Origin of the sequence: Cyclobacterium xiamenense, from assembly GCF_900109255.1 — a bacterium.
Classification (GTDB): Bacteria; Bacteroidota; Bacteroidia; order Cytophagales; family Cyclobacteriaceae; genus Cyclobacterium; species Cyclobacterium xiamenense.
Genome location: NZ_FNZH01000004.1, coordinates 60,590 through 86,860 on the forward strand (window position 1 = coordinate 60,590; position 26,271 = coordinate 86,860).

A 26,271-nucleotide genomic window follows, 5' to 3' on the forward strand; every position below is an offset into this window, starting at 1 on the left:
ACAACCCATGAAAAGCCTACATGAAATACACGCTTTGTTTGAACGACTATTGGTACCTGCCCTGCTGGTATTGCTGACGTTAGGAAGCCTACAGACCCTGGCCCAGGTAGCCAAAGAAAACCTCCGCCCGGCGGCGATGGGTCGGATGGGGATGGTGGCTTCGGCCAATCCACTGGCCAGCCTCGCCGGGCAAAAAATCCTGGCCAACGGAGGCAATGCCATCGATGCCATCGTGGCGACTGCAGCAGCCCTGAATGCCGTGGAGCCGTACATGTCCGGCACGGCCGGCGTGGGATACATGCTCTTTTATTCCGCTGCCGAAGACCGGGTGCGATCGCTGGTGTTTGGTGGATGGGTGCCGAAATCATTTGATGCCCGGGCCCTGGAAGCGGCCCCAAAGGCCGCAGATGGGGCCGGACACGAGGCAATCGAAACCGTGGGCCCGAAAATCGTCGCCATACCCGGCAACCTCGCTGGCTGGAACAGGGCGCTGGAGGACTACGGTACCCTGTCGCTGGAAGCGGTATTTGAATCGGCCATCGGCTATTTGGAAAATGGGGTACCCATTACCGAGTTTGACGAAGCCATGTGGAAAGGAACGGTGGAACGCGTGAAGCCCCACAAGGAATCCGTGGCGCTACTCTTTAAAGATGGACGTGAGCCCTACGAAATCGGCGATGTTTTCACCAATAAGCCCCTGGCGGCGACGATGAGACGCATCGCTGCGGAGGGTATCGATGTCTTTTACAAGGGCGAGATCGCTCAACAAATAGCCGATGCTTTTAAAAAAGACGGTGGTTTTATCACAATGGAGGACCTGGCAATGGTTCCCGATCGGGTCCAATGGACCGAGCCGATTTCAATCGATTACAGGGGCTACAAGGTTTACAACAATCCCCCGCCGGGCATGGGGATACAGCAGTTGCAAACCCTGAAAATCATGGAGGGATTTGATCTGAAACGCATGGGGCACAACAGTGCCGAATACCTGGCCCACCTGATGGAGGCCATCTACCTGAGCCGGTTGGATACAGACACCTACATTGGCGATCCGGAGTATGTGGCTGTTCCGGTGGATCGGCTGCTTTCCGACGCCTATCTGGATGAACAACGCAAGAAGGTGGTGGAGCGGGTACAAAAGCGAAAATTGGCGGCGGCAACCCATCCCGAGGATACCGGGCATGAGGTCACCGATGCAGGAACTGGGGCAATCGATCCAGCCTATCAATACGCCACCACCAGCCTTTCCGCCATGGACCAATGGGGCAATGCGGTGGTGATTATCCAGACACATGGCGGCGGTTTTGGTTCCGGATATGTCGCAGGCAAAACCGGCCTGATCTTTAATAGTGGCATCGATTGGATGGAAAAGATACCGGGGATGGCCAACAGCGTGGCACCCTGGAAGGCGGTGGGTTGGTGTATCGGAGGAATGATGCAATTTCACAAAGCCGGCAAACCCGAGCTTATCGTCGGCTCACCCGGGAGTTTCGGGATTTTGCAATCCGTTCCCCAGGTAGCCATGAACTACATTGATTTTGGGATGAACATACAGGATGCCATCAGCGCCCCGCGGTTTCGCTGGAAAGATGAATTGGGTACGGTGCCGGCCACAGAGGTAATTATGGAGCGCCGGGTGGCGCCCGAAGTGCTCAGCGAGTTGCGCCAAATGGGCTACCAGCTGGATACCAGTTTGGGCGACTGGTCGATGACGGTGGGTGGAGCCCAAGGAGTGTCCATTGATCGCGAAAGTGGCTGGATGATGGGAGGGGCCGACCCTAGGCGAAATGGCTACGCGGTAGGCTGGTAGCGGGTGTGCATCTCCGGAAACCGGATTCCAAACCCAGGAATGCAGGCAGCAAAACCAACGAAGGAAAAGGTGGCACCTTGTTGAAACCGGACGGTTTAGCGGCACCAAACAGGCAGTCAAAAAATTAGGTAAAGAAAATAGTACGGGGCAATCGAAAGAACCATGGACAAAAACACCGAAAATTCAAGAAGGGAATTTATAAAGAAATCACTAGTAGCCGGCTCACTGATCCCTTTAGGAGCAGTGTTGGGGGGGGCTGAGGCAGCCGCCATGGCGCGGATAATTGGGGAAAGTAGCAAGAGGCCCCCCGCGGCGCAGAAAACGGTGGCTCTCATCGCCAATATTTACCGCAATAGTGCCCACGCGGACGTGATAGGGACCAAGCTATTCGCAGGTATCCCCACGGACGAGGGGATGGTGGCGCCACAGGTGAAGATCGTTTCTGTCTGGATAGACCAGATCGGTGCCAACGATACCGGGGTTAAAATCGCCGAAATGAATGGGGCTACAGTGTACGGTACGATCGCCGAAGCGCTTACCCTGGGCGGAGACAAGCTGGCGGTAGATGGGGTGATTTACATTGGCGAACACGGGGAGTATCCCTACAGTCGCTACGGCATCAAAATGTATCCGCGCATGAATTACCTGGAGCAGATTTTCCGGGTCTTTGATGCTTCCAACAAGTCCGTTCCACTATTTACCGATAAGCACCTGGCTTACAGCTGGCTGGACAGCAAATGGATTTACGACCGATCAAAAGAATTGCAGGTGCCCATGATGGCGGGTTCTTCCTTGCCGTTTTGCTGGCGAGACCAGCCCTTGGAGCACCCGCTGGGTATCGGCATTTCAGAGGCGGTGGCCATCGGGTATGCTTCGCTAGACGCGTATGGCTTCCACGTGGCGGAGATTTTGCAATGCATGGTGGAACGAAGGGCCGGAGGCGAAACCGGCGTGGCAAGTGTGCAGGGCCTAAAGGGGGAAGACGTTTGGAAAGCCATGGACGACGGGCGTATCAACCTGGATTTGGTGACGGCCGCCTGTAATGCAATCCAGGGACGAAAGCAGGGAGACATGCGGAAATTGGTGGAAGCGCCCCACGCCATACTGGTAGCCTACAACGACGGCACCAAAGGCGCGATCGTCATGCTTACGGGCTACGTGAATCAAGGCTGGGGCTACGCTGCCAATACCTCGGACGGGCAAGTGGCTACGGAGTTTGTTCTGGACCACAGCATGAGCTATTCCCATTTTAGCTACCTGACCCTGAATATCCAGGAGTTTATCCTTACCGGAAAACCTACCGCACCGGTCGAGCGCACCTTGCTGACCAGTGGTATTACCGATATGGGGATCCGCTCTCTGGTGGACGGTGAAACGAAACAAACGCCTTTTTTAAACCTGAGCTATTCGGCAGAAGGATTTGCGCCCATCCGCCCGACGGCTCCACGGCCAGAAGGACAGAGCATCGGCCCCTGGCCACCGAAAGGGTACGAATTTATCATTCCAGACAACTTCAAAAAGTAGCCTCCAGACTTTGGTTATGTACGGAGGTTAGGGGGAGTTGGCCTCTCCGGTACCGACTCCCCGGCGACTCAACGAAAGCAAACACCGTGTTGGGATGTAACTCTGGATGGCGGGGGCGCTCGGATACTTGCGAGGAAACGCGGATACCTCTTCCAGGAAGCGTCCTTTCTGTATCACCCCTCCGAAGAGAATCGCGGAATCCGGGCGGATTTTTTCCGAAAAGTTTATTAGCTTTAGCACTGAAAAATTAACTGATAGTTCTCATGTGCCCCAAAAGGCGCAATGGTTCCTTATCCAATCCAGCCAATGAATAACCGATCCTTTGCCCTCGTTTTTCTTTTCCTGTTGTTGCGCGCATTTGCAGCGCCTGCCCAGGACCGTCCCAATATTGTTTTGATCATGGCCGACGATCTTGGCGGCAGGGATTTGCCGGCCTATGGCAACCGATTTAACGAAACGCCCCATATTGACCGATTGACCCGGCAGGGAATGCTGTTCCGGCATGCCTATGCGGCTCCGGTTTGTTCGCCCACCCGAGCCAGTATCCAAGCCGGACAGTACCCGGCGAGGGTAGGTATTTTTGATTTTATTCCCGGACACTGGCGACCCTACGAGGAGGTGATAGTCCCCCATCACCGGGTGCAACACCTGCCCGATAATATCGCAACCCTGGGCAATTCCATGCAGGCTTCAGGCTACAAAACCGGCTATTTTGGGAAATGGCATTTGGGAAACCGTCCGGAGCATCTCCCACACAATCGGGGCTATGATCGGGCCTATACCTATGCAGGTGGCGGGTTTTACCAGCCGAAATTTATTCCCGAATACACCGGTGGAGAAAATCGCCGGCTCAGTGAAATCCTAACGGATATGAGTGTGGATTTTATGCGGGAAAACCAAGAGGAACCTTTCTTCTTGTTTCTATCGCATTACGATGTACACGTGCAGTTGGATGCGGATCAACCGCTGATCGATAGGTTTCTCAACAAGCCCAAAGATCCAAACTACGCCAGTAATGCCGTTTACGCAGCGATGATCGCTCATGTGGACGATAGTGTGGGAGCACTGATGGCGGCGCTCGAAGACCTGGGCCTGGCGGAAAACACGGTAGTGATTTTTTATTCCGATAACGGAGGCGTGGATAACCGGTTTGACAACATTCCCCTACTCGGCGGGGATAGCAAAGATGTCTACCCCGAAGGCCATCCCCTTCGCTACATCGCTACCTCCAATGCACCGCTGCGGGCGGGAAAAGGGACGGTATACGAAGGGGGGATCCGTGTTCCCCTGATTGTCCGCTGGCCTGAAAGGATAGAAGCGGGCACTACGTCGGAGGCAATTGTGTCCAGCGTGGATTTTTACCCGACATTTCTGGAACTTGGAAAAGGAGAAGCTCCCGCGAATCAAGTGCTTGACGGGCAGTCTATGGTGCGCGCACTGACAGGAAATGGCGGTGATTCGGAGCGGGAAATTTTCACCCATTACCCCGTTTATCACCACGAGGTCCCCATGTCGGCGCTAAGAAAAGGCGATTGGAAATTGATTGAAAACCTGGTATCCGGCGAGTTTGATTTGTACAACCTACGCTACGATATCAACGAAGTGACCGACCTTAAATTTAGCTTTCCGGCAAAGCTAGCCGAGATGAAGCAAGCCCTGAAAAAATGGCAATCCGATACCGACGCCCAGTTCCCGGTTCCAAACCCCGATTTCGATCCGGCTCGCCGGTACGAATGGGGGACCAATCCCTTTCGATAGCCAAAATGGCTTGTACTGATCCGGAAAGGGTGGGTTTTTTCGGGCTTTTAAGGTTGTTTATCGGTAGGTATCGAAGAAATTCTCCTTCCCCTCTTTTTTGAAACCAGGTGCTTTGTGCGATTGGTTGGTCGTCCATCAGACGCCGCAGGTACCCCTTTTTGCTAGGGAGCTTTGTGGCAGCAAAAGATCGATGGGCTGATAAGCGAATGGAGGTGGTTAGGTTTGGGACTGGTTTTCGTCCCCAGGCAATGCGCCTTTGAGTTCAATGATTCGGCCCGGTAGCGGGTAGCCGGCTTCCTCTAGTGCTTCCAGTACAGCAAGTACTGCTGCAGAACGGACCAAGTGATCGGCATGTTCCCGGTCATAGGTATTGACCCAGTAGCTTACCCGTATTAGGAGCGAACTATCGCCCATCTCGCTGACCAAAGCCAGTGGGCCTTTTTGCCCCGACAAGACGCCCGGCACCCGATTCAATGTTTCAGTGATCAATGCCATGGCTTTTCCGTAATCGCAGCCGTACCCCAGGCCCAGTTTAAAGCCATAACTAAGGTATCCATCAATGGTGAAGTTGATTAGCGGACTCTTGATTATAGAAGCATTTGGAAGAAATACGTCTTTCCCGTCCAGGGTTTTGATCTGGGTATCGCGGAGGTTTAGTGCACGCACGTTTCCGCTAATGCCTTGAATTTCCACCAGATCACCGATTTTAAAAGGCCTTTTAAATGCCAAAAGGATTCCTGCCAGGAAATTTTCGCCAATATCCTTTAGTGCAAACCCGATGATAAAAGCGGTGATACCTGCGCCTGCCAATATACCGCTGACGGCACCTGTAAGACCTAAAAACCGAAGTACCAGGGTAATGCCAAAAATCAGAACGATAAACCGAATGCCCGCAGCGATGAAGTCTGCCAGCAGGGAGTCTTCGGTTCGTTTGGCGAGCCGGATACGGACAATTTTTTTTATCCACCGGGACAGGTAAATAAAAAATACCAGAATCACTGTGCCGATGAGCAGGGCTACCAGCAATTGCCGCAGGTCTGCCAGGTCGCCGGTGACAAGGGATACCAATTTATCCAGAGATTCACTAAAGTTCATGGAGTTCAGGTTTTTTAGGGCAGTAAGGGTCGGTTATCGTCCAGAGTGAGTCGACGAAGCCATTTTTCAGCGAGAGCAGGCCAGGTTTCTGCGGCATCGTTTCCCTTTCGCATGCCGTAGCCGTGGCCACCTTCCGAAAGGAAATGTAACGTAACGGGACGCTTCTGGTCCCGAAGCGCCCCTGCCATCACCAGGACGCTGTTTCCATAGCGGTCATCTGCGGTACCAAAAAGAAACTGCGGAGGAGTAGCTTCATTCAGGCGAAGCTCCGGTGTCAGGCTCCGATTCTCCCCTTCGTCCAGGTAGGCCGGATAAATCAGCAGGGAAAAATCCGGTCGGGCCGAAAGGCTGTCCGCTGCATCGACGGGTGTATAGGTCCGTTCGCCAAAACGGGTGCTGGCCCGGGCTGCCAGGCTGCCGCCAGCCGAAAAACCAATCACTCCCAATCGCTTGGGGTCCAGCTTCCAATCGCTGGCCCTGCTGCGTACCAGGCGGATGGCCCGCTGCAGGTCGTAGAGGGCAGGTTCCCGTTTGTTCGGAACTCGATATTGGAGCACAAACGCCGTAAATCCCAGTTGGTTAAACCACTCCGCTACCTCGTACCCTTCTTTGTCAATGGCCAGGATATTATAGCCCCCACCCGGACAAACGATGACACTGGCACCGTTTGACGGTGCTTTGGGTTCGAATACTACCAATGCCGGGTCAGTCACATCGGTCAGTCGGGTGACATTCCCACTGGTATTGGCTGTTTGAACGGGCGGATGTTTCGCCTCGGTTTCGCCGGGGACCGTGCCTGGCCATAGGTAAAGGGTGTCGGTACCTTGAGCAAGCGCGAATGCAGAACAGACGATAAAAAAGAGCAAGATAAAGAAGCGCTTCATAGGGTATGGGTTTTAAACGCAGAAAATACTTCCCGGGAAGCACCGTTCGAAAACAGCGACCCGCCCGATAGCTTTACAAGTTACCCCTTTACCCCAACACCTGCAAATTGAAATTGGCTCCTTTTACCGTCACTTCGGAGGGCGCTCCTGGCGGGAAGTGCTTGCCAGAAAAAAAAATGCCCGGAACCAATTGTTTTAGCCCGGGACATGATTTTCATGAACTTGGTGTTTATTCCTCCGTAATCCATTCGCTACTTATTTCCTCCAGAAGTAGCGAAGAGGTGGTTTCGTTGATAATCTTTAGTTCCTGAATCTGTGTTCCTCCCCAAAATCCTGCTTCTAGCCGGATTATCTCCCCGTTTCTTTCCCAGGTTCCTTCGTAGTCATTGGTCACGATGGGAGGGGTGCCGCACCATCCGCTATTGGCTCGATGGATCAATTTTCCATTACTAAAAAAGCGGTAACCATAGGTGTTTTCCAGCAGTTCGTCTACCTTTTCCATGGCGATGCCATTTTCCTGGTATTCGAGATTACTCCAGTTGCCTACCGGAACGGGTCCGGTTTGCAGGGCCGAGAGGCTTTCCTCTTCCATGCAGGAAAAAAGCAGCAAGCCAGAGACAAAAGTAAGGACGATTTTTTTCATGGAATGTTCTTTTTGGTTTCCATTCCTAGACGCAGAACAGCAAAAGGCTGTTGAGGGGAACGGTAATTTTTTTTATTTTTCTACTCTTACTGGATCCGTCGCCTTCTTTTTTCAGCCTACTAATTTTTTACAGCATAAAATTGTAACCCATAGGAATAGGTGCCATAGGCTATAAACGTTCTTTTGATCGGTCCTGGGCTTCTTCAGTAGCGGTCATTGGTAAATTTAGATTATTTTAACCGAATCGGATCCGATGTAAAGCCGTTTTGGGTTCAGCTATAAAATGACTCCAACCCGCCTCCTTTTCGAACAGTTTATTGTTCGCTAGCGAACAGGGAGAGGAATGGCAAATTCCAAAAAACCTCTTAGAAGTAGCAATTCGCCCATTTTAAAAAACAGGCACGCCATTGGAAGGGGAAGTAAACCACCATTGAATCAAATCACCATGAGACTATTCACCGGTCTGGTCCTCTGGGCCATTCTTTTTGTCCTTTGCTGGCCCATTGCTCTGTTACTGCTTTTGCTTTATCCCCTGATCTGGTTGCTGTTATTACCCTTTCGGCTATTGGGTTTTGGGGTCACATTGACCTTATCCATGATCTTTGCGCTGTTTTTGCTTCCCTTTAGTCTGATGCGCTAGGCTGCTTCTGCGCGGTGAGTAGCAGCCCCAGGTAGGTGATGGCAGCGTTGACCAGCAGGATTTCAAAACCAAACTGAAAGCCATCAAACCATCGGGCGGAATTCCAGTCCAAAACGAAGGATAGTGCAGGGCTCAGGAGACAGATATACGGCACGATCCGGTCGCGGACCGCAAGCGGGTTCGTTAACCCAAAGGCAAACAGCCCCAGCAGGGGGCCATAGGTAAATCCGGCGGCCTTAAACACCGCACTTACCACACTGCGGTCGTTCACTTCGTTGAAAACGACAATGGTCAAAAATACCAAAAAGGTAAAACCGATATGGATCCAACGCCGCGTCAGGTCCTGATTGACGTCTTTTTTGGCTGGCAGGTCAATGATATCGATGCAAAAGGAAGTGGTCAGAGCGGTGAGCGCAGAATCCGCACTGGAAAAAGCAGCAGCCGTGATTCCCAACAGAAACACCACTCCCGCCAGCGTGCCAAAATGGTTCAAAGCCAGGCTGGGAAAGAGTTCGTCCGTAGCGCCGGGCAAGTCCAATCCGTTGACGGCTGCGTAATGATACAGCAGCACCCCCAGCGCGAGAAACAGGAGATTGGAGAAAAAGAAAGTAATGGCAAACCAAAAGATGTTTTTCTGGGCATCCTTTTGGTTGCGGCAGGTGAGGTTTTTCTGCATCACGTTTTGGTCCAGTCCATTCATGGCGATGGTAATGAATACCCCGCCGGCAAACATCTTGAAGAAGTTCTGACTGGTATTGCCCTCCCAGACAAAGATATTGGATAGCTCACTGTCTCCGACAATCGCCAGCATGTCCCCGGCACTTTTACCCAACTGCCCGGCGATCACGGCGATGGTAATAATGACAGCTAAAAGCAGAAAACTGGTCTGCAAAGTATCCGTCCACACAATGGTTTTGATGCCGCTTTTGTAGGTATACAGCCAGATCAGAATCATAGTGACAAAGACAGAAGCATAAAAAGGGACACCAAAAGCATCAAAAAATGCAATTTGAAGCACCGTGGCCGCCAAGAAGAGACGAAAGGAAGCACCGATGGTCTGGGAAATCAGAAATATAGTAGCACCCGTTAGGTAGGTGTTTCGACCAAAGCGGCTTTTTAGGTATTCGTAAATAGAAATCAGATTGAGCCGGTAAAATAGCGGAATCAATACCAGGGCAATGACTGCGTATCCGACCATGTTTCCCATCACAAATTGCAGGTACGCCCACTGGGTATTGCCCACTTCGCCGGGAACGGAAATAAACGTAACTCCTGAAAGGGAAGCCCCAACCATCCCAAAGGCCACCAGAAACCAGGGGGACTCCCGATTGCCGGTATAAAAGGTCAGGTTATCGGACTTCAGGGAAGTCAGGTAACTGATCAGCAGTAGTAGGGCAAAGTAACCGGCAATTACACCAAAAACGAGTAGTGGACTCATGGCATCTGGATTGAATGGGAAATAATCTTCCCAATGATAGGTATTTTCTTTAAATCCGTTCCAAGCGAAACCCACAAAATTGGTATCTTTCCGGATAAATAGAAGAACGAATGCAGAAATTCAAATTAGATCGGATCGAAAACGGAAGGAATTTTTCCAGGAGTTGGGCCATTCGTCCGGCTACCTACCGGTTGCTGGTGTTTTTGGTTTTTTTAATCGGTTGCATGCCCCTATATGGGCAAAAGCAGCTTCCACCGTTTTTGGACGAGCGTTTTTCTCCCTGGGCAGATTCGGTATTGGCTACCATGAGTCAGGAAGAAAAGATCGCCCAATTGATCATGATTCCGGCGTACTCCAATAAAGGTCAGGTGCATGTGGATTCGATTTCCAATCTGGTCAAAAAATATGGGGTAGGGGGGATCATCTTTTTTCAGGGGGGGCCGGTACGACAAGCCCACATGATCAACCGCTTTCAGTCGGAATCAAAAATTCCCCTCATGATCAGCCTGGACGGGGAGTGGGGCTTGCGGATGCGCCTGGACAGCACGGTGAGGTATCCCTATCAAATGGCCCTGGGCGGTATTGCAGACGAGCAGCTCCTTTACGAAATGGGAGCGGAGGTAGCCCGACAGGCCAGGCGATCGGGCATTCACGTGAATTTTGCACCCGTAGTGGACGTAAACAACAATCCCGGCAATCCGGTCATTGGCTTTCGCTCGTTTGGAGAGGAAAAGGAAAACGTTGCCCGCAAGTCCCTGGCCTACATGAAAGGCATGCAGGATCAGGGCGTTCTGGCCTCGGCCAAGCATTTTCCCGGCCATGGCGATACCGATGTGGACTCTCACTATGGATTACCTGTACTCCATTTTTCCAAAAAGCGCCTGGAAGAAATCGAACTGTACCCGTTTCGGGAGCTGATGGAGGAGGGCTTGGGTAGTGTAATGGTGGCGCACATGCAAATCCCGGTTTTGGACGACACGCCCAATTTGGCTTCCACGCTTTCCAAACCCATTGTAACGGATCTTTTGAAAGAGGAAATGGGATTTGAAGGACTGGTTTTTACCGATGCGCTCAACATGCAGGGAGTGGCAAAGTATTACCCGCCCGGAGTGGTGGATGCCAAAGCCTTGTTGGCAGGCAACGACATGATGCTCAATACCATGGATGTGCCCGCCACTATCCGGGAAGTGCTGAAGGTGCTGGAACGTGGCGAAATCAGCGCAGAAGAAATTGACCAACGGGTATTGAAAGTACTGAAAGCGAAAGCATGGATGGGCCTGGATAATTTTCAACCGGTGGAAACGAACAACCTCATAGCCGACCTAAACAGCCCCAAAGCGGAATATTTGAGCCGAAAATTAACGGAAAGCTCCCTTACCTTGCTGCGAAATACGGATGCCATTCTGCCGATCAAAGGGTTGGAAAACGTAAAAATCGCTTCGCTGTCTTTGGGAGCATCCGGCATCACCGATTTTCAACAAGGATTGGAACGGTACGCGCCCATGCCCCATTTTACCTTTCCCAAGGAGGGAGATTTGGCTGCTGTGCAGCAGATCAGACAGCAACTGGCCGATTATTCCCTGATTTTAATTGGTTTGCACGGCCTGGGTATCCGGGAAGGGAGCAATCAGTATGGCATCAGCCCGGAAATGATTGTTTTGATTCGGGCATTGATGGAAGAGCATGCGGTGGTGATAAGTGTGTTTGGAAATGTTTACAGCCTGGGGAAAATTCCCGGTTTGGAAAACGCAGACGGGCTGATCGCCGCGTTCCAGGAGACACCCCTGACTCAGGATCTTGCCAGCCAATTGATTTTCGGAGGTATTGGCGCACGGGGCACGTTGCCTGTGGTCATCAATTCACATTTTGGACTGGGAGACGGAATGCAGACCAAGGCGGGTTTCAGATTGGCCTACACGCAACCCGAGGCGCTGGGGATCGAGACCGAACGGCTCATGGGCATCGACTCCCTGATGCACCTGGCTATCCGGGAGAAAGCGATTCCCGGAGGACAAGTGCTCATTGCCAAAGAAGGCAAGATTTTTTATCACAAGGCGTTTGGGTACCACACCTACGACTCCCTGCAACAGGTTCGAAAAGATGATATGTACGACCTGGCTTCCATTACCAAGATAAGCACCTCCCTGGCCGCATTTATGCACCTGAAGGGGCTGGGTAAATTTGACGAGAACCAAACCCTGGGTACCTACCTGCCAGCGGCACGGGGGACCAACAAAGAGCAGCTGCAGTATCGGGACATTCTGACGCATCAGGCCCGCCTGCGTGCCTGGATTCCTTTTTGGATGAGTACTGTACGCAAAAACGGTAGCTTTAAATGGTTTACCATGAAGTCGGATTCTTCCAGAAGATTTCCGATACGGGTGGCCGATAACCTGTACATACACCGAAACTACAACCAAAAGATTTATAAAGAGATACTTCATTCACCGCTAAACGAAAAACCAGGCTATGTGTACAGCGACCTGTCGTTTATTTTGGCCCCAAAAGTTGTGGAAGCGATCACGGGAGAAGATTTTTACGGTTACCTGGAACGAAACCTGTACAAGCCATTGGGTGCCGGGACGCTCACTTTTAACCCGTACAAAGCCTATCCGCTTGACCGAATTGTTCCCACAGAAGTGGATACGGCCTTCCGTAAGCAGTTGCTGCATGGAACGGTGCACGACGAAGGAGCGGCCATGCTGGGAGGAGTCAGCGGTCATGCCGGGCTTTTTGGGACTTCAAACGACCTGGCCAAACTGATGCATTTGTACCTGTACGATGGGAGCTACGCCAGTCAACAATTGATTGCTCCCGGCGTCGTCAGCGCTTATTCCGCCTGTGTGTTTTGTGAAGAGGGCGATAATTACCGGGGAATGGGATTCGATCGCCCCAACCGGCCCGGTGATCCAAGCGGCAACGCCGCGGCAAGTGCACCGGCCAGTAGTTTTGGACACTCTGGCTTCACAGGGACCTATACCTGGATCGATCCCGAAAATGAGCTGGTCTACGTATTCTTATCAAACCGGGTATACCCTAGCCGGGAAAATCGCACTATATACCGCCTTAATGTGCGAACATCGATACTGGAACAGGTATATCAGGCGATGAAAAAATCACTGCATGAATTGCCGTGAAGCCCTAAAAAAGAGCCATATATGAGAGGTTGAGGAAAAGTGGAACCCGCTATTGGTCCAAGATTCGGGATTTAAGCGCTTTGACCTTTTCCAGCGTAAGTGGTTTGACGATGTATTCGGCTACCAGCGGGTAGCTGTTGGCACGGTCGATTTCATCCTGATTGATGGAGGAGGAAACCATAAAGATCTTTATCGGATGATTTAAATCGGTCTTGGAAACCTGTTCGAGGAATTCCCAGCCATTCATAATGGGCATGTTGATATCCAGGAGAATGATATCCGGAAGTGGCGCTCCTTCCTGAATTCGCTTACTCAGGTCCTTAAAGGCATCCTCCCCATTTAGGAAATAAGATACCTCTTCCGAGAATGCGGTGAATTCCAGTATTTTTTTGGTGCCGAAGTTATATAGGGGATCATCATCCACAATGTAGGTAAATCCGATTTTTTCCATAAAAATTGCGATTGGGGATTACTGATTTCATTTCTCCGCAGCCAGGCTGAATCGTTCAGGTACGGTTAAAAGTACGTGATTTTTATCATTTTTTTGTTGGCTATTTGATAAAATTTTTGATTGAGGGGATAAATGGGTAAATCCTTTTTTTGTCCGGTGGAATAACCGGGAGCAATAGGACCGGGGCAACGCCGGGGTAGCGCCTGCGGATTTTACAAATAAAACTCGGCTGTTTCACGCAAGTTTGACTTATTTTCCTTTATTTTACCACGCTATTCATTCGATGATACACCCCTTAAAACCCCAAACGAAATGAAAGGATTGCTTTCCTGCCTGATAGTACTTGCTGTAGCCTTTGGCTGCCAGTCCAATGAGACATCCACCCAAAACGAAGAAACCCCCGTCAACATGGAAGAAACAGCTGCGCAAAAGCCCCTGCTTCGGCACGTGGTATTATTGTCTTTTAAAGAAGAATCCAGCCCGGAAGCTATCAAAGAAGTAGAAGATGCCTTCATTGCCCTTCAGGATAAAATACCGCAAATCAGGGATTTTGAATGGGGAGTCAATAATAGTCCAGAAGGCCTCAACAAAGGACTGACACATTGCTTTTTTGTTACCTTTGAAAGCGAAGAAGACCGGGAGATTTACCTTCCCCATCCGGACCATCAAGCGTTCGTGGAGGTATTGAGCCCCCATATGAAGGATGTCACGGTGGTAGATTATTGGGTAAAATAGTCCTTTTGCTTCGCCGAGTCTAGAAAAGATAGGCCAATTTTAGCCGGGAATGAAAATTTGATTTTTTGTACCCGGTACTCCCCAAGCTGTTGGATTGTTTGACAGCGTAATTGTAATTGTGGGAGCGTATTAGGCGCGCGTCGGCAGCTACCAGCAGTCGATCGTACTGCTGTTCCCAATGTGCCCCCAGGCTGAGATCTACCCAGCGTAGTACCTCTACCCCGTTCGCATAGTTATAATTGAAGAAATTGGCGTCTCGCGTAAGCCGCTCCAGTGAGAGTCCGTACTGGTTTAGTCCTCGGACCTTGCTGAGCGTGATCCGGGCACTGTTACCGCTGTGGCCAAGACCGGATCCAAGTACTTGTCCGCGCTGGGTGAGTCCATGTACTACCTGAAAGTTCTCGTATAATCCCAGTCCTCCATGGTTGAGGTTGAGGTTGCCTCCTTCGTACTTTACCAGGTTGTTGACGCTATTTTCCGTTTGGGTCATTTCCAATTGGATATAGATTTGATCGCCTTTGGTCAGTGGAACCAATTTGCTAAACCCAAGGGTGTATCCACGGGAGTGTTCGGGATTTAATAGCAGCTCCCGCCAATTCAAGGCATGGTCTGTTCGTATGAATTCGCCGTATACTTCCATCCGGGCTGCTGGCACCACCCAGCGGGAAAAAATAGTGAAGTGTTGGTCGGTTTCCCGCGCCCGGGATGCATCCAGGCCCACCTGCTCTTTTTGCAAGCCTTCAAAAATTGGAAACCAGGCTCGCCAGCCATCTTCTTCTAGCTTTCTGCGATACATCGTAAAGGTCCTGCCCAAGCCTAGCGACAAGCCTTTGATCCATACGGGCGAATACGAAACGGAGACACCGGTTACGTACCGCCAGTCGTCCGGGTAGTCCCGGTATCGGTCAAAACTGCCATCGCTGTAATAGGGTAGATTGGAATTTTCCAGTTTGCCAAGAAAATACTGTCCTTCAAAATGGCCGATACCGGTTTTGACCGGTTTACGGCTGTGTATGGTCCCGTGTAGAAAACCTTCTGCATTGTCGCTGATTAGCAATGCTTGTTGTTTTCCAGGACCCCACCAAAGGTTTTCTGTGGAGATGCCGGCAGCAAATGCCCCGAAATGTACTTTTACGTGCGAGTTTCCTGGAAGGATTCTTCGAATACGGTCTGATCCCGGTCGTACGGGTATGTCTAGTCTGCCGATAAAGTTGGCAATGCGCTTAAAATACAATTCGGGAAGTTCCGGGTTGTACTCCTGAAAAGGCAGATTTTGTGCGGTATGTATCTGGGGGTAAAGCTGGAGATGGACGGGGCCAATACGGGTATGGATACCGAATTCCACCAGGTGTTGGAATCCCCGGGCCGATAGCAACGGACCATCCCCCCAGCCGTAGGGATGGGAAGCATTGTAATTTTGGCTAAGCTGAAGTGGTACCAGGCGGACCTGTACCTTTTTACCTTCAGCACCTAGCGGTTTTCCAAAGGGAAGAAATGCGAGGCTATCCGAAGGGGAATATTCTCCGGCAATGTCTGTAACGGTAAGGGGGAAATGCTGAAAGGAATAAAAAAGTGGAAACCTACCCATCAGTTGCTCCCGTCGGAGGTTATCCGTTAGCAGGGGGAAACTGACTGGGAGACTTTGAGCGAGGACAGAGGCAGAGAAAAGCAGGCAAAAAAAACCCATCAGACCAGCATAAACGCCGCCGGAGTAGGGAAAATTGGGTCGATTTGGTTCCTGCCCAATCATCTGTTGGGGCTACCGGTGAGGGTTGGTTTTATCGTCCATTCGGACATCCTGTCCCGGACGTATGTGCATGCGGTAATATACCAGCACTTCTTCTGCACCGGCTTCGACCACCGCTTCCTGCGCTTTTTTTGCAATGGCTAGCAGGTGCTCTTCCGGGCCCTCCATGACGGTTTCAAAGGGATTCACTTCGTATTTTACACCCGAAGCAGCGATCACGGCGATGGCCCGATCCACCAGCTCGTAGCTGTCCTTCTTCCTGCTTTTTGGGACTATTTGTATCCCCAGATTGATGGTTCCCATAGGATTATCGGTTGAATTGATTCATGGTTTGCTCCAGGCCAATGGTGCAAAACGACGTAATCATGTCGATCGCTTTGTCCATGGGACCAGGTAAGGCTTCTATTTCTTGTTGGGTCCACCTGCCGAGTACGTAATCGATTTGCCGGCCTTTGGGAAAATCATCCCCAATCCCGAAGCGCAAGCGGGCGTAATCTTGTCCTCCCGTTAGTTCTTCGATATTTTTCAGGCCGTTATGACCGGCTGCAGAGCCTTTCGCTTTCAGGCGCAATTTACCAAATGGAAGCGCAATATCATCGACTACCACCAATACTTTTTCCTTAGGGATTTTGAAGGTTTTCATCCAGTAGTTGACCGCTTTCCCACTGAGGTTCATGTAGGTGGTTGGTTTGATCAGGTGGATTTGCCTACCCTTGTAGGAATAATCCGCCCGAAAGGCGAGCCGGTCACTGCTCCAGCTGAGGCTTTTTTTGTCTGCCAGTCGATCCACGATCAAAAAGCCTACATTATGTCGGGTCAGCTCGTATTCGGGGCCAATATTGCCCAAGCCTACAATCAGGTATTTCATCGGTTTATAATTGGCTTTAATGCGGATATATGGAATCTCACCTGCTTTAAAATCATCTCTCGGTGTGTCGCCTCCATCATGCCTGCCTGGTCCGGTAGGCAGGCTCGATTTCATCTGTCCCGTTGCTCGATTTTACGTTTAAGGAATCGCCTGCATAGCGCCGGTTGGATTCCTACTGGAATTGAAAGAAAAAAATCCTGTTCCGTACGCAAACAGAACAGGATTTTATCCAACACGAGTTCCAGAAAAAGCTTAGGCTTCTTCTTCTTCTCCTGCCTTTTTACCTCTCAACGCTCGTGGGATTCCTACCGTAGCGATGGTGACGTTTTCACTGTTCAATAGCTCAAATTTGGATACACTCAGATCCCCTACTTTCACTGATTTACCCAGCTCCAATGTGGAGATGTCTACGGGGATCTCATCCGGAAGGTCCTTTGCAAATCCTTTCACCAGCAGCGTTCTCGATTTGATTTCCAGCTTACCACCTTTGATTATACCCGGTGAGGTACCGAAAGGTTTGATGGGGATTTCCATTTTGATGGCCTTATCATCGCTGAATGCCAAAAAGTCGGCGTGAAGCAGTACCTCACTTACCGGGTGAAATTGGGCCTCCCGCAAGATCGCTTTGATTTTGGTGCCTTCGATATTTAAATCCACCATGTGCACTTCCGGTGTGTAAATCAGGTCCCTAAATAGGATCGCTGGGGCATGGAAGTGAATTTGCTCTTTGATCCCTGGACCGTATACGACGCAAGGGACGTTTCCTTCCTCGCGAAGGACGTCAAGGGATTTTTTGTCGAGATTTGCTCTTTTAAACCCTATAATCTCAATTGATTTCATACATATAGTTTGTTAAATGAAAATTCTTACACGAACAGCGAACTGATAGAGGTGTTTCCCGTCACCGCATGGATGGCCTTGGCAAATAGATCCGCCACCGTCAACACTTTGATTTTAGACGACTCCTGTTTGATTGGAATGGTGTCGGTGATGACCAACTCGGAAAGCATGGAATTCTCGATATTTTCGTAGGCTTTACCCGAAAGTACCCCGTGAGTGGCGATGGCTCTCACCGATTTTGCTCCTTTATCTAAAATGATATTTGCTGCTTTGCACAAGGTGCCGGCGGTATCCACCAGGTCGTCTACCAAAACCACGTCTTTACTTTCCACATCCCCAATCAATTGCATGGAAGCCACCTCGTTGGCCCGTTTTCTGTGCTTATCACAGACCACCATGTCCACTTCAAAATGCTTGGCGTAGGCCCTGGTTCTACCCACTCCTCCCACATCCGGAGAAGCGAAGATCAGGTTGCCCAAATCCAGGCTTTTCAAATAGGGCACAAAGATAGCTGAACCATTCAAATGATCCAAAGGAATGTCAAAAAATCCTTGAATCTGGCCGGCATGCAAGTCACAAGTCATGATTCGATCCGCGCCAGCCGAGGTGAGCATGTTGGCAATCAACTTGGCGGCGATACTGACTCGTGGGCGGTCTTTTCTGTCTTGCCTGGCATAGCCAAAGTAGGGAATTACCGCACACACCTTGTAGGCGCTGGCACGCTTGGCAGCATCTATCATCAGGCAGAGCTCCAGTAAATTGTCCGCAGAGGGGTTGGTGGATTGAATGAGAAACACGTTGCAGCCCCGGATTGATTCGTTGTAACTCGGGGACATTTCCCCGTCGCTGAACTTTGCAAGTGTGAGGTTTCCGAGGGCCTGGCCGTAGGATTTTGCAATACTTTCGGCCAATTGGGGAGTATTTGAACCTGAGAAAATTTTGGTCTCGGGCATGGTTGGATGTTTGTTTAGGTGGAATGAATTCAAAGGAAAAACAAAGGTAATAAAATTTACCGGTTCTGTTTTTTCTTAAAAAATCCTACGGAAGGTAATTTTATTTCATTCCTGTGGGCGGCTGCCCAACGCTAGAGTTTAAACTGTTCGAAGTTTTTCAAAAGGTAATCCAATTCGTCTAAAATCTTATCCCCGACGGCGAAAAGCAAGCCATTTTCGGTGGTTTCTGCGTTGCGCTCCAGCTGATCCGTGAGCGGTAGCAAGACAAAAAATCCGGCTGTAGCCGCTGAGCCTTTGAGCTTGTGCCCCATCTCCAATAGCACTGCTTTGTCCTGGTTTTTCATTGCAGCCTGTAGCCTGGTATGGCTTTCCTCGAGGGTAATCTTTGCTATCTTTAGTAGTTCTCTTCCCAGGGATTTATCCCCGTCAAACAGGCTCAATAAGTGGGTTCTATCGAAATGCTGTTTTTTGAATCCGGAATTTTCCAGCGGATCGCTGGCTGTGCGGTTCTCTTGTTGTGCGGGCATAAGCCATTTGATGATCATTTGGGTAAGGCTCTCCTGCACCAAAGGCTTGCTCATGTAATCGTTCATGCCAGATTCCAAACACCGCTCCCGTTCCCCCTTCACCGTTCCAGCAGTTAGCGCGATAATGGGCAGGTCTTTGCCATTTTCTATCGATCGGATGGCTTTGGAAGTTTCGTACCCATTCATGATGGGCATTTGAATGTCCATCAAGATCAGGTCGGGCTTGTGCCGAAGCACGTATTCGTAAGCTTTTAATCCATTGTCTGCTTCGACTAATTGGATAGTAGGACTAATTTTGGATAGGATGATCTTCGATAATCTCATATTGATCGGGTTGTCTTCTGCGATCAATACGGTGTACGTTCTACTGGCCAGGATATTCTTTTCCTCGGATATCGAGGGTTGGCTATCTTCTGGTGCGACTTCGTCGGGATGGGCGATTTTTTGGATGACCTGCGCCAGCTGATGGACTTTAATGGGTTTCAAAATCCGATGGTTAATCCGGAGATCCCTCATTCGGGTTCTATCCAATGCATCGTCGTTGGAACTGCTCAATAGGACCACCGGAACCTGCGACAGGGCCGGATCGCTCAATTTTCGTATTTTTTGAGTCGTTTCCATGCCGTCCAAAAAGGGCATGCGGAGATCCATAAATACCAAATCGATCTGTCCGTTTTCTTCCATTACCTGCAGCGCCTCCATTCCGTTAGAAGCTTGAAGGCAGGCGATTTTCTTGGCGATCAGGATTTCCTGCACCAGGTTTCGGTTCGTTTCGTTGTCGTCTACTACCAGTACGCGGCGAATACCGTGATTTTCCGGCCACCCGTCTTCTGCACCCTGCTCGGCCATTAGCTGTATATCGAAATAAAAAGTGCTGCCCTTTCCCGGTTCACTTTTCAGCTGCAAGCCACTGCCCATGAGTCCCAGTAGCTTGTTTGAAATGGCCAGCCCCAGACCGGTACCGCCAAACTTACGGGTAGTACTGGCGTCCTCCTGGGAAAAGGCGTCGAAAATTTTCTGCTGCTTTTCTCTGGGAATCCCGATACCGGTATCTTTTACCGAAAAACGGAACAATACCGGAACGCCTTCCTGCAGGCCTTCGTCACGTTTTTCTACCTTTAACTCCACTTCTCCTCGCTCGGTAAACTTGACCGCATTGGTCAATAGGTTGACCAGGATTTGGCGCAGGCGAACGTCGTCCGCGTAAATAAACCGAGGTAGGTTAGGGGAGAGGTTCAGCAAAAGCTCCAAACCCTTGGAATGCGCCTGGTATTTGGTGATGTCAGCAACTTGGGTACCCAATTCAAAAATATCGGACTTTTCGATGGAAAGATCCATCTTGTTGGCTTCGATTTTCGAAAAATCGAGAATATCATTAATCAAATCCAGCAGGGAGTGGGCAGATTGGTACACGGTTTTCATGTACTGCAATTGGGTATCCGAGAGCGGCGTTTTCATCAGTAAATCGGAAAACCCAATAACCCCGTTCAGTGGTGTGCGGATCTCGTGGCTCATGTTCGCCAAAAATTCCGATTTTGCCTGATTGGCATTTTCTGCGGCTTCCTTGGCTTCTTTTAGTTGGTTTTCGATTCGTTTACGCTCGCTGATGTCCTGATGGGTGCCGTACATGATTTCGGGCTTTCCAGATGCATCGCTGGAAAACACCTTGCCCCGGTCCTGGACCCACACATAGTGCCCTTCTTTGTGTTTCAGGCGGATTTCACAAGCATAAAAATCGGTTTTTCCCTCAAAATGTTTTTGCAACAGGTGCTCGCGGTGCAGCAGGTCATCCGGGTGACAGAGGGCATTCCACTTGCTGGCAGTAAAGTCGGCCATGTCGGTTGCGCTATACCCTAGCATCTCAGCATACCGCTCGTTAATAAGGATTCTTTCGCGTTGGATTGCCCATTCCCAGGTACCTGCATTGGTTCCCCGGATGATGGCCTCCAGTCGATTACCTTTTTCCAAAAGGGCAAGTTCGGCTTTTTTTCGATCGCTGATATCGTTGGTGATGCCCACCATTCCAGTGATTTTTCCGGCAGCATCTCGCAGGGGAATTTTGGATATCAGGCAGTATCGCTTGCGTCCGCTTTGGTGCGTCTGTACCACCTCCTTGTTGAGGATAACTTCTCCGTTTAGGATCACGGATTGGTCCTCTTCTCGCGCTTCTTGCGCAGTCTTCGCATCAAAAAGGGTTTCGTCGGTTTTACCCAGCGCATCTTTCTCCTCGGTTATCCCCAGGTAGGTGAGCTCAGCGCGGTTGACCAGCGTTTTTTCAAAGCGATTGTTTTTGGCGTATACATTTATTGGTATGTTGTCAATAATTGTTTTTAATAGGGCCCGTTCTTTGTCGATAGATTCCGCTGCGGTTTCCAATTCCTCGCGGGACCTCAGCGACTCGGTCATATCCATCCCGTTTCCTAAAATGTAAGAATCGCCCAGTTGTGACTCAAAAAGCACGTTGTTAAAATGAAACGTGACGGTTTTCCCCGTTCGCGAAACCAACCTGCCGGTACCCGTGAATACACGTTCCTTTTTAATCGTGTCCAGGTATTGGGCAAACAGTTGCTCGTCCAATGCCAGGGATTTCATGTTGACGCCGATTAGTTCCTCTTGCTCGTACTCGAGGATTTTGGCACCATCGCGGTTGATATGGATGATGTTTCCCTCCAGATCGTGCCGAAACATAAGCCCATGGACGTTTTCAAAGAAATCCTTAAATTCCTTTTCCCGCTCTTTTATTTTTAATGCCTCTTTCTTTTGCTGGCTGATTTGATTGATGATACACAAGACCTCAGGACCTTCGGAGGAAATCTTTTCGGCGCTCATTTCAAACCATTCTTTTTTACCACGTAGCGAAAGGGTATATTCGGTGGTCTTTTTTTCTCCGGAACGGTACGCCTCCCCGATGATTCCTTCAAAAAGGGCTGTTTGCTCCTTCGAAAAACCGAGGTCACTGATTTTTTTCTTTAGAAACTCCTGAGGAGAAACAAACAGTTGCTGCTCTTTTGCGGTGAAATAGTCGTGTATAACCAATTTTTTGTCCACCAGAAACACCAGATCTCCCACGTTTTTTAAAACCTGTTCGATTTTTTTGTTTGCCTGATTCAGCTTCAATTTTTCCATGCGCAACTGAATCAGTTTTTCTACTTCTTTGGAAAGAATATACAACGCACGGGCCTGCCTGGAATCGAGCTGCCGGGGTTTGCGATCCAATACGCAAAGGGTGCCAAGAGGATATCCTTGATCGGTTTTTATCGGAAATCCCGCATAAAACCGGACATGTTCCTCACTAGCGACAGCAGGGATTGTATCAAATCGGGGATCTTTGCTGGCATCGGGTATTTCTAGCATCCCGTCATCCAGGATGGTGTATTGGCAAAACGAATCTTTTTTGGGCGTTTCCTGAAAGTCTATCCCTACTTTTGATTTAAACCATTGCCGGCTGCTATCCAACAGGGTTACCAACGCGATTGGTGTTTGACAGATTTCCGCAGCAAGCTCCGTCAGGTTATCAAAGGAAGCCTCCGGTGCAGAATCCAAAAGTTTGGTAGCAAGTAGCGCTTCCAAACGTTCGTCTTCGTTTTTCGGTAATGGGAGTTCCCTGTGTTGCATCGTAAGGTTTTGATTCCTATTTCGCTGTGATTTTACTTAAAAATCCAAGCATATCCTAAAATTCACCGTGCAATTTTCACTTCACAAACTTTAAAAAATCCATTTAATTATATTAAAAACAAAAATAAAGATACAACATGCATTTTTAAGCTAGCAAAACTAACCATGGAAATTTACCCAAACCTAAAATTCCTCCAACACCGACTCTCCGGAGCTTTCGTCACCTGAGGTCCACTGCCATTTTTCGTGCAGTCTGATCTTGCCATTAGCAAGGATTTCGGGGGTGGAGCGACAGGTGCCGGTCATGATTTCCCCGGACGGGTCAACCTGATGATAGCTCATGGTAATGGTACCGGCTTCATCTACGGTCCCAAGCAAATGCCCCATAAGAATGGATTCACTGCGGTAGCTACACCATAGCAGGCGGCCCTGTTGCTGGTAATGAAAAAGGATATCCCCGGATACGGCGCCATTGGTAGTGGTTCGGACCAATTTGAATTTCTTATTGTGGTAGTGAATCATCGGGCTTGTATAGAGTTAGGTATCGTCGGTAACAAAAGCTGCGGGATAAAATAAAGGGAAATTGGTATCTTTGACAAACCCGTACCAAAAAAAACTTCGGACCATGACTCGTTTCTCCTTTTTGCGCTATTTGTTTGTATTTCTTCTCCTTTTCTCCTTTCTCCCAGTCGTTTTTTCTCAGCTGCTTTACGGGCAGGAGCAAACGCAAATACGGGTATTGGCCTACAATATCCATCATGCCAACCCTCCTTCCTTGCCGGATTCGATAGACTTGCCTGCCATTGCCCGGGTGATTCGTGAAAGTGGGGCCGATCTGGTTGCCTTACAAGAGGTGGATGTGCGCACTTCGCGATCGGGAAAATCGGTTCATCAGGCCGAAGCTCTGGCGGAATTGACCGGTATGTATTTTTATTTCTCCCGTTCCATTTCTTTTCAGGGCGGAGAATACGGGAATGCCATTCTTTCCCGGTATCCCATCGAAACTTCGGAGAAAATCCCCCTTTCCACCGAAGAAGGTACGGAGCCACGGGCCTTATTGCTTGCTACTGTTGCCCTGCCCACGGGGCAAAAGGTATTGTTTGCCGCTACCCATTTGGATTTTAGTAACCCCGAGATCACTGCCCGGCAAGCAAGGGACATCACCGGGAAGCTAAAGAACCAACCCATGCCAGTTATCCTTGCGGGCGATTTCAATGCAACCCCCGGGTCCAGGGCGATCAACGAGCTGGACGGGTACTTCCAACGAACCTGTGTGGAGAGTTGCCCGCCTACCATTCCTGTCATCAATCCGGATAAAACCATCGATTTTATTTTTTATAGCCGCAATAAAACCGTCGAAGTAATCCACCACGAGGTGATTCAGGAGACCTATGCCTCCGATCATTTGCCGGTACTGGCTACGCTGGCCTGGTAACAGGAGCAAGGAGCCCTGCTTTTCTAGCGGTTTCGGGTAGGTAGGCAGCGATTCGTTTGGGTAACTTGTTTTTTACTGGTAAATTCATGGCCTCGTGGCGCAGGCGGGTTAGCTTCGAAAGAGCTGTCTGTGCGGGCGTAAATTGACACGCGATACAAATCAATAAAAAAATACCGGTACATGAAATGCATCTTTCGAGTCTTGGCGGGGTGGTGTTGCCTCCAGATAGTCACTTCCTGTGGCTCTTCCGGGCCTGCAGAGCAGGTTTTTTCCGGTAACCCGGTCTTACCGGGCTGGTATGCGGATCCGGAAGTAATCGTGTATGGGGACCGGTATTGGATTTACCCAACCTATTCCGATGCATTTGATCGGCAGGTATTTATGGATGCGTTTTCCTCGACGGATTTGGTCAATTGGACGAAACATGAGCGAATCTTGGATACCGCAGCGGTAACCTGGGCCAAACGAGCCATGTGGGCACCTGGAGTCATACAAAAAGGAGATCGGTATTACCTGTTTTTTTCGGCAAATGACGTGCACGAAGGAGAAATTGGCGGCATTGGGGTGGCCGTGGCGGATCGCCCGGAAGGCCCCTTCCGGGATCTTCTGGGCAAACCCCTGATCAATGAAATTGTAAACGAAGCACAGCCAATCGATCAATACATCTTTCGGGATACCGACGGGGAGTATTACATGTATTACGGAGGGTGGGGTAGGTGTAACGTAGTTCGTCTCAACGCGGATTTTTCCGGCCTGGTTCCTTTTGAGGATGGATCCCTTTTCAAAGAAGTAACTCCAGAAGGATACGTGGAAGGCCCCTTTATGTTTGTCCGGGATGGAAACTATTATTTTATGTGGTCGGAAGGAAATTGGACGGGACCCGATTACCGCGTAGCCTACGCGATTTCGGACAATCCGTTTGGCCCGTTTCGAAAAGAGGGAGTAATTTTACAACAAGACGAGACCGTTGCCCGAGGAGCGGGGCATCACTCCGTTCTTAAGATACCCGGGGAAGATGTCCACTACATGGTGTACCACCGGCGGCCCCTGGAGGAAACCGATCCCAATCATCGGGTTACCTGCGTCGATCGCATGGAGTTTGGTCCGGACGGAAAGATTCTGCCTGTGACATTGACCCATGAGGGAGTAAAAAGTCACCCGATACAACCTTAAAACACGCATCGTTGATGATACGCTTTCTGTTTTTTTTACTGCCCTTTTCTTTTGCCTGTTCACTGGGAATAGGAGACGAAAAGGATCCCGATCCGCCGTTTCGGGTTGTGGGATACTTGTTTAGTCCCTCGGATTGGAAGGCCGGACTTGCAGACATCGACTGGAGCTTGTACACAGACGTATGCCTGGCATTTATCCAGCCTGATGCAAATGGGCACTTTGCTCCCAATGCCGTCTACGAAGAAATTGTGACGGCCGCGCACAAACAAGGTGCAAACGTCTTTGTCTCCATCGGAGGAGGAGAGCCTCCCGAATACCTCGCACGCTTGATGCGCCCCGAAAACCGGGAGCATTGGGTGGAGCAACTTGCACAATTGGTGCGTGTCCATGGTTTTGATGGTGTGGATGTGGACCTGGAAAATGCCTTGATCAACGAAGACTATGCACCGTTTGTGCAGGCCTTGTCCCGTCGGCTGAAACAGGATGGAAAACGGATGACCGCCGCCCTGGCTAGCTGGAATGGCGATTCCATTTCTGATGAGGTACTGGCCCTGTATGATTGGATCAACCTCATGTCCTACGACGATACGGGTCCCTGGAACCTCGAGAAGCCGGGACAACATGCCCCGTTTGAAATGGCCGTTTTGGACATTCAGTATTACCGGGATCAACGGAACGTACCGGTAGAGAAAATTCTTCTGGGACTTCCCTTTTATGGGTACGGGTTTGGTCCGGGAGCTCCTACGAACCTTAGGTACCGGCAGATTTTGGAGCGGTATCCCACTGCTTACCGGCAAGACAGCCTGGTCATGCCCGAAGGAGGCGTGTTGTATTACAATTCCCCGGGTCTCATCCGGAAAAAGACCCGTTTGGCTAGGGAATTGGGCCTGGGAGGCGTGATGGTCTGGCATATACAGGCAGATTCCCGGGAGGAACATTCCCTGAGCAATGCAATCCGGGATGAATTAGACTAATGGAAGGATGCACTGGAGACCGTT

General features: G+C 50.1%; 21 protein-coding genes. 9 read left to right on the forward strand and 12 right to left on the reverse strand.

The window, feature by feature from the left end; genetic code table 11:
- Positions 1-7: 7 nt before the first annotated feature.
- The 3 genes from ggt (at position 8) to BMW71_RS13775 (ending at position 5,092) form a co-directional block, all read left to right on the forward strand.
- Positions 8-1,810: a gamma-glutamyltransferase gene (ggt, locus tag BMW71_RS13765; protein ID WP_092175090.1), complete on the forward strand. Its 1,803-nt coding sequence runs from the start codon at positions 8-10 to the stop codon at positions 1,808-1,810.
- A gap of 162 nt (positions 1,811-1,972) precedes the next feature.
- Positions 1,973-3,334: a hypothetical protein gene (locus BMW71_RS13770; protein WP_092175092.1), complete on the forward strand. Its 1,362-nt coding sequence runs from the start codon at positions 1,973-1,975 to the stop codon at positions 3,332-3,334.
- Positions 3,335-3,640: 306 nt separating this feature from the next.
- Positions 3,641-5,092 (forward strand): sulfatase, encoded by a 1,452-nt coding sequence (locus BMW71_RS13775; RefSeq protein ID WP_092176034.1) that lies wholly within the window; start codon positions 3,641-3,643, stop codon positions 5,090-5,092.
- A gap of 216 nt (positions 5,093-5,308) precedes the next feature.
- Here the strand turns inward: BMW71_RS13775 and BMW71_RS13780 are convergent, their stop codons facing one another.
- The 3 genes from BMW71_RS13780 to BMW71_RS13790 all read right to left on the reverse strand — a co-directional run bounded on the left by BMW71_RS13780 (position 5,309) and on the right by BMW71_RS13790 (position 7,714).
- Positions 5,309-6,187, reverse strand: coding sequence for a mechanosensitive ion channel family protein (locus BMW71_RS13780; RefSeq protein ID WP_092175095.1), 879 nt, complete (start codon positions 6,185-6,187; stop codon positions 5,309-5,311).
- 14 nt (positions 6,188-6,201) lie between these two features.
- Complete coding sequence (locus BMW71_RS13785) at positions 6,202-7,071, reverse strand: alpha/beta hydrolase (RefSeq protein ID WP_092175097.1); 870 nt, start codon at positions 7,069-7,071, stop codon at positions 6,202-6,204.
- Between the two features lie 229 nt (positions 7,072-7,300).
- Positions 7,301-7,714 carry a hypothetical protein gene (locus BMW71_RS13790; RefSeq protein ID WP_092175100.1) on the reverse strand — a complete coding sequence of 138 codons (414 nt, stop codon included), beginning with the start codon at positions 7,712-7,714 and terminating at the stop codon, positions 7,301-7,303.
- Positions 7,715-8,159: 445 nt separating this feature from the next.
- Here BMW71_RS13790 and BMW71_RS13795 point away from each other — a divergent pair, with 445 nt between their 5' ends.
- The gene (locus BMW71_RS13795; protein WP_092176039.1) at positions 8,160-8,354 is read left to right on the forward strand and encodes a hypothetical protein; all 195 of its coding nucleotides are present in this window, start codon (positions 8,160-8,162) and stop codon (positions 8,352-8,354) included.
- On the opposite strand, the gene BMW71_RS13800 is transcribed toward BMW71_RS13795, so the two are convergent.
- Entirely contained in the window at positions 8,338-9,792 is a 1,455-nt protein-coding gene (locus tag BMW71_RS13800; protein WP_092176036.1) for a sodium:solute symporter, read from the reverse strand. The two genes, BMW71_RS13795 and BMW71_RS13800, sit on opposite strands and share 17 nt — an antisense overlap.
- 224 nt (positions 9,793-10,016) lie before the next feature.
- Here BMW71_RS13800 and BMW71_RS13805 point away from each other — a divergent pair, with 224 nt between their 5' ends.
- A complete protein-coding gene (locus BMW71_RS13805) occupies positions 10,017-12,929 on the forward strand; it encodes a serine hydrolase domain-containing protein (protein WP_394333699.1) in 2,913 nt (970 codons plus the stop codon).
- Positions 12,930-12,978: 49 nt separating this feature from the next.
- Here BMW71_RS13805 and BMW71_RS13810 read toward each other — a convergent pair whose 3' ends face one another.
- A complete protein-coding gene (locus BMW71_RS13810) occupies positions 12,979-13,380 on the reverse strand; it encodes a response regulator (RefSeq protein ID WP_092175105.1) in 402 nt (133 codons plus the stop codon).
- A gap of 312 nt (positions 13,381-13,692) precedes the next feature.
- On the opposite strand from BMW71_RS13810, the gene BMW71_RS13815 reads away from it, so the two are divergent.
- Entirely contained in the window at positions 13,693-14,115 is a 423-nt protein-coding gene (locus BMW71_RS13815) for a Dabb family protein (RefSeq protein ID WP_092175108.1), read from the forward strand.
- A 19-nt stretch (positions 14,116-14,134) separates the two neighbouring features.
- Here the strand turns inward: BMW71_RS13815 and BMW71_RS13820 are convergent, their stop codons facing one another.
- The 7 genes from BMW71_RS13820 to BMW71_RS13850 form a co-directional block, all read right to left on the reverse strand.
- The gene (locus BMW71_RS13820; protein WP_092175111.1) at positions 14,135-15,865 is read right to left on the reverse strand and encodes a capsule assembly Wzi family protein; all 1,731 of its coding nucleotides are present in this window, start codon (positions 15,863-15,865) and stop codon (positions 14,135-14,137) included.
- Between the two features lie 9 nt (positions 15,866-15,874).
- The gene (locus tag BMW71_RS13825; RefSeq protein ID WP_092175114.1) at positions 15,875-16,165 is read right to left on the reverse strand and encodes a thiamine-binding protein; all 291 of its coding nucleotides are present in this window, start codon (positions 16,163-16,165) and stop codon (positions 15,875-15,877) included.
- Positions 16,166-16,169: 4 nt separating this feature from the next.
- Entirely contained in the window at positions 16,170-16,730 is a 561-nt protein-coding gene (gene pth, locus BMW71_RS13830) for an aminoacyl-tRNA hydrolase (protein WP_092176042.1), read from the reverse strand.
- A 252-nt stretch (positions 16,731-16,982) separates the two neighbouring features.
- On the reverse strand, positions 16,983-17,570 hold the full coding sequence (locus BMW71_RS13835; protein ID WP_092175116.1) for a 50S ribosomal protein L25/general stress protein Ctc: 588 nt from the start codon (positions 17,568-17,570) through the stop codon (positions 16,983-16,985).
- Between the two features lie 26 nt (positions 17,571-17,596).
- A complete protein-coding gene (locus BMW71_RS13840; RefSeq protein WP_092175119.1) occupies positions 17,597-18,523 on the reverse strand; it encodes a ribose-phosphate pyrophosphokinase in 927 nt (308 codons plus the stop codon).
- Positions 18,524-18,654: 131 nt separating this feature from the next.
- Entirely contained in the window at positions 18,655-22,665 is a 4,011-nt protein-coding gene (locus tag BMW71_RS13845) for a response regulator (protein ID WP_092175122.1), read from the reverse strand.
- Positions 22,666-22,848: 183 nt separating this feature from the next.
- Entirely contained in the window at positions 22,849-23,187 is a 339-nt protein-coding gene (locus tag BMW71_RS13850; RefSeq protein WP_092175125.1) for an avidin-fold protein, read from the reverse strand.
- A gap of 103 nt (positions 23,188-23,290) precedes the next feature.
- Between BMW71_RS13850 and BMW71_RS13855 the strand changes: the two genes are divergently transcribed.
- From BMW71_RS13855 to BMW71_RS13865, 3 genes are all read left to right on the forward strand, one after another.
- The gene (locus tag BMW71_RS13855; RefSeq protein WP_092176044.1) at positions 23,291-24,100 is read left to right on the forward strand and encodes an endonuclease/exonuclease/phosphatase family protein; all 810 of its coding nucleotides are present in this window, start codon (positions 23,291-23,293) and stop codon (positions 24,098-24,100) included.
- A gap of 180 nt (positions 24,101-24,280) precedes the next feature.
- Positions 24,281-25,273: a glycoside hydrolase family 43 protein gene (locus BMW71_RS13860; RefSeq protein WP_092175128.1), complete on the forward strand. Its 993-nt coding sequence runs from the start codon at positions 24,281-24,283 to the stop codon at positions 25,271-25,273.
- Between the two features lie 14 nt (positions 25,274-25,287).
- On the forward strand, positions 25,288-26,247 hold the full coding sequence (locus BMW71_RS13865; protein ID WP_092175130.1) for a glycosyl hydrolase family 18 protein: 960 nt from the start codon (positions 25,288-25,290) through the stop codon (positions 26,245-26,247).
- Positions 26,248-26,271 lie beyond the last annotated feature (24 nt).

Excerpts from the sequence above, each read along its gene's own strand:
- ggt (WP_092175090.1), top strand. The coding sequence starts at position 8 with ATGAAAAGCCTACATGAAATACACGCTTTGTTTGAACGACTATTGGTA.
- BMW71_RS13770 (WP_092175092.1), top strand. The coding sequence starts at position 1,973 with ATGGACAAAAACACCGAAAATTCAAGAAGGGAATTTATAAAGAAATCA.
- BMW71_RS13775 (WP_092176034.1), top strand. The coding sequence starts at position 3,641 with ATGAATAACCGATCCTTTGCCCTCGTTTTTCTTTTCCTGTTGTTGCGC.
- BMW71_RS13780 (WP_092175095.1), bottom strand. The coding sequence starts at position 6,187 with ATGAACTTTAGTGAATCTCTGGATAAATTGGTATCCCTTGTCACCGGC.
- BMW71_RS13785 (WP_092175097.1), bottom strand. The coding sequence starts at position 7,071 with ATGAAGCGCTTCTTTATCTTGCTCTTTTTTATCGTCTGTTCTGCATTC.
- BMW71_RS13790 (WP_092175100.1), bottom strand. The coding sequence starts at position 7,714 with ATGAAAAAAATCGTCCTTACTTTTGTCTCTGGCTTGCTGCTTTTTTCC.
- BMW71_RS13795 (WP_092176039.1), top strand. The coding sequence starts at position 8,160 with ATGAGACTATTCACCGGTCTGGTCCTCTGGGCCATTCTTTTTGTCCTT.
- BMW71_RS13800 (WP_092176036.1), bottom strand. The coding sequence starts at position 9,792 with ATGAGTCCACTACTCGTTTTTGGTGTAATTGCCGGTTACTTTGCCCTA.
- BMW71_RS13805 (WP_394333699.1), top strand. The coding sequence starts at position 10,017 with ATGCCCCTATATGGGCAAAAGCAGCTTCCACCGTTTTTGGACGAGCGT.
- BMW71_RS13810 (WP_092175105.1), bottom strand. The coding sequence starts at position 13,380 with ATGGAAAAAATCGGATTTACCTACATTGTGGATGATGATCCCCTATAT.
- BMW71_RS13815 (WP_092175108.1), top strand. The coding sequence starts at position 13,693 with ATGAAAGGATTGCTTTCCTGCCTGATAGTACTTGCTGTAGCCTTTGGC.
- BMW71_RS13820 (WP_092175111.1), bottom strand. The coding sequence starts at position 15,865 with ATGATTGGGCAGGAACCAAATCGACCCAATTTTCCCTACTCCGGCGGC.
- BMW71_RS13825 (WP_092175114.1), bottom strand. The coding sequence starts at position 16,165 with ATGGGAACCATCAATCTGGGGATACAAATAGTCCCAAAAAGCAGGAAG.
- pth (WP_092176042.1), bottom strand. The coding sequence starts at position 16,730 with ATGAAATACCTGATTGTAGGCTTGGGCAATATTGGCCCCGAATACGAG.
- BMW71_RS13835 (WP_092175116.1), bottom strand. The coding sequence starts at position 17,570 with ATGAAATCAATTGAGATTATAGGGTTTAAAAGAGCAAATCTCGACAAA.
- BMW71_RS13840 (WP_092175119.1), bottom strand. The coding sequence starts at position 18,523 with ATGCCCGAGACCAAAATTTTCTCAGGTTCAAATACTCCCCAATTGGCC.
- BMW71_RS13845 (WP_092175122.1), bottom strand. The coding sequence starts at position 22,665 with ATGCAACACAGGGAACTCCCATTACCGAAAAACGAAGACGAACGTTTG.
- BMW71_RS13850 (WP_092175125.1), bottom strand. The coding sequence starts at position 23,187 with ATGATTCACTACCACAATAAGAAATTCAAATTGGTCCGAACCACTACC.
- BMW71_RS13855 (WP_092176044.1), top strand. The coding sequence starts at position 23,291 with ATGACTCGTTTCTCCTTTTTGCGCTATTTGTTTGTATTTCTTCTCCTT.
- BMW71_RS13860 (WP_092175128.1), top strand. The coding sequence starts at position 24,281 with ATGAAATGCATCTTTCGAGTCTTGGCGGGGTGGTGTTGCCTCCAGATA.
- BMW71_RS13865 (WP_092175130.1), top strand. The coding sequence starts at position 25,288 with ATGATACGCTTTCTGTTTTTTTTACTGCCCTTTTCTTTTGCCTGTTCA.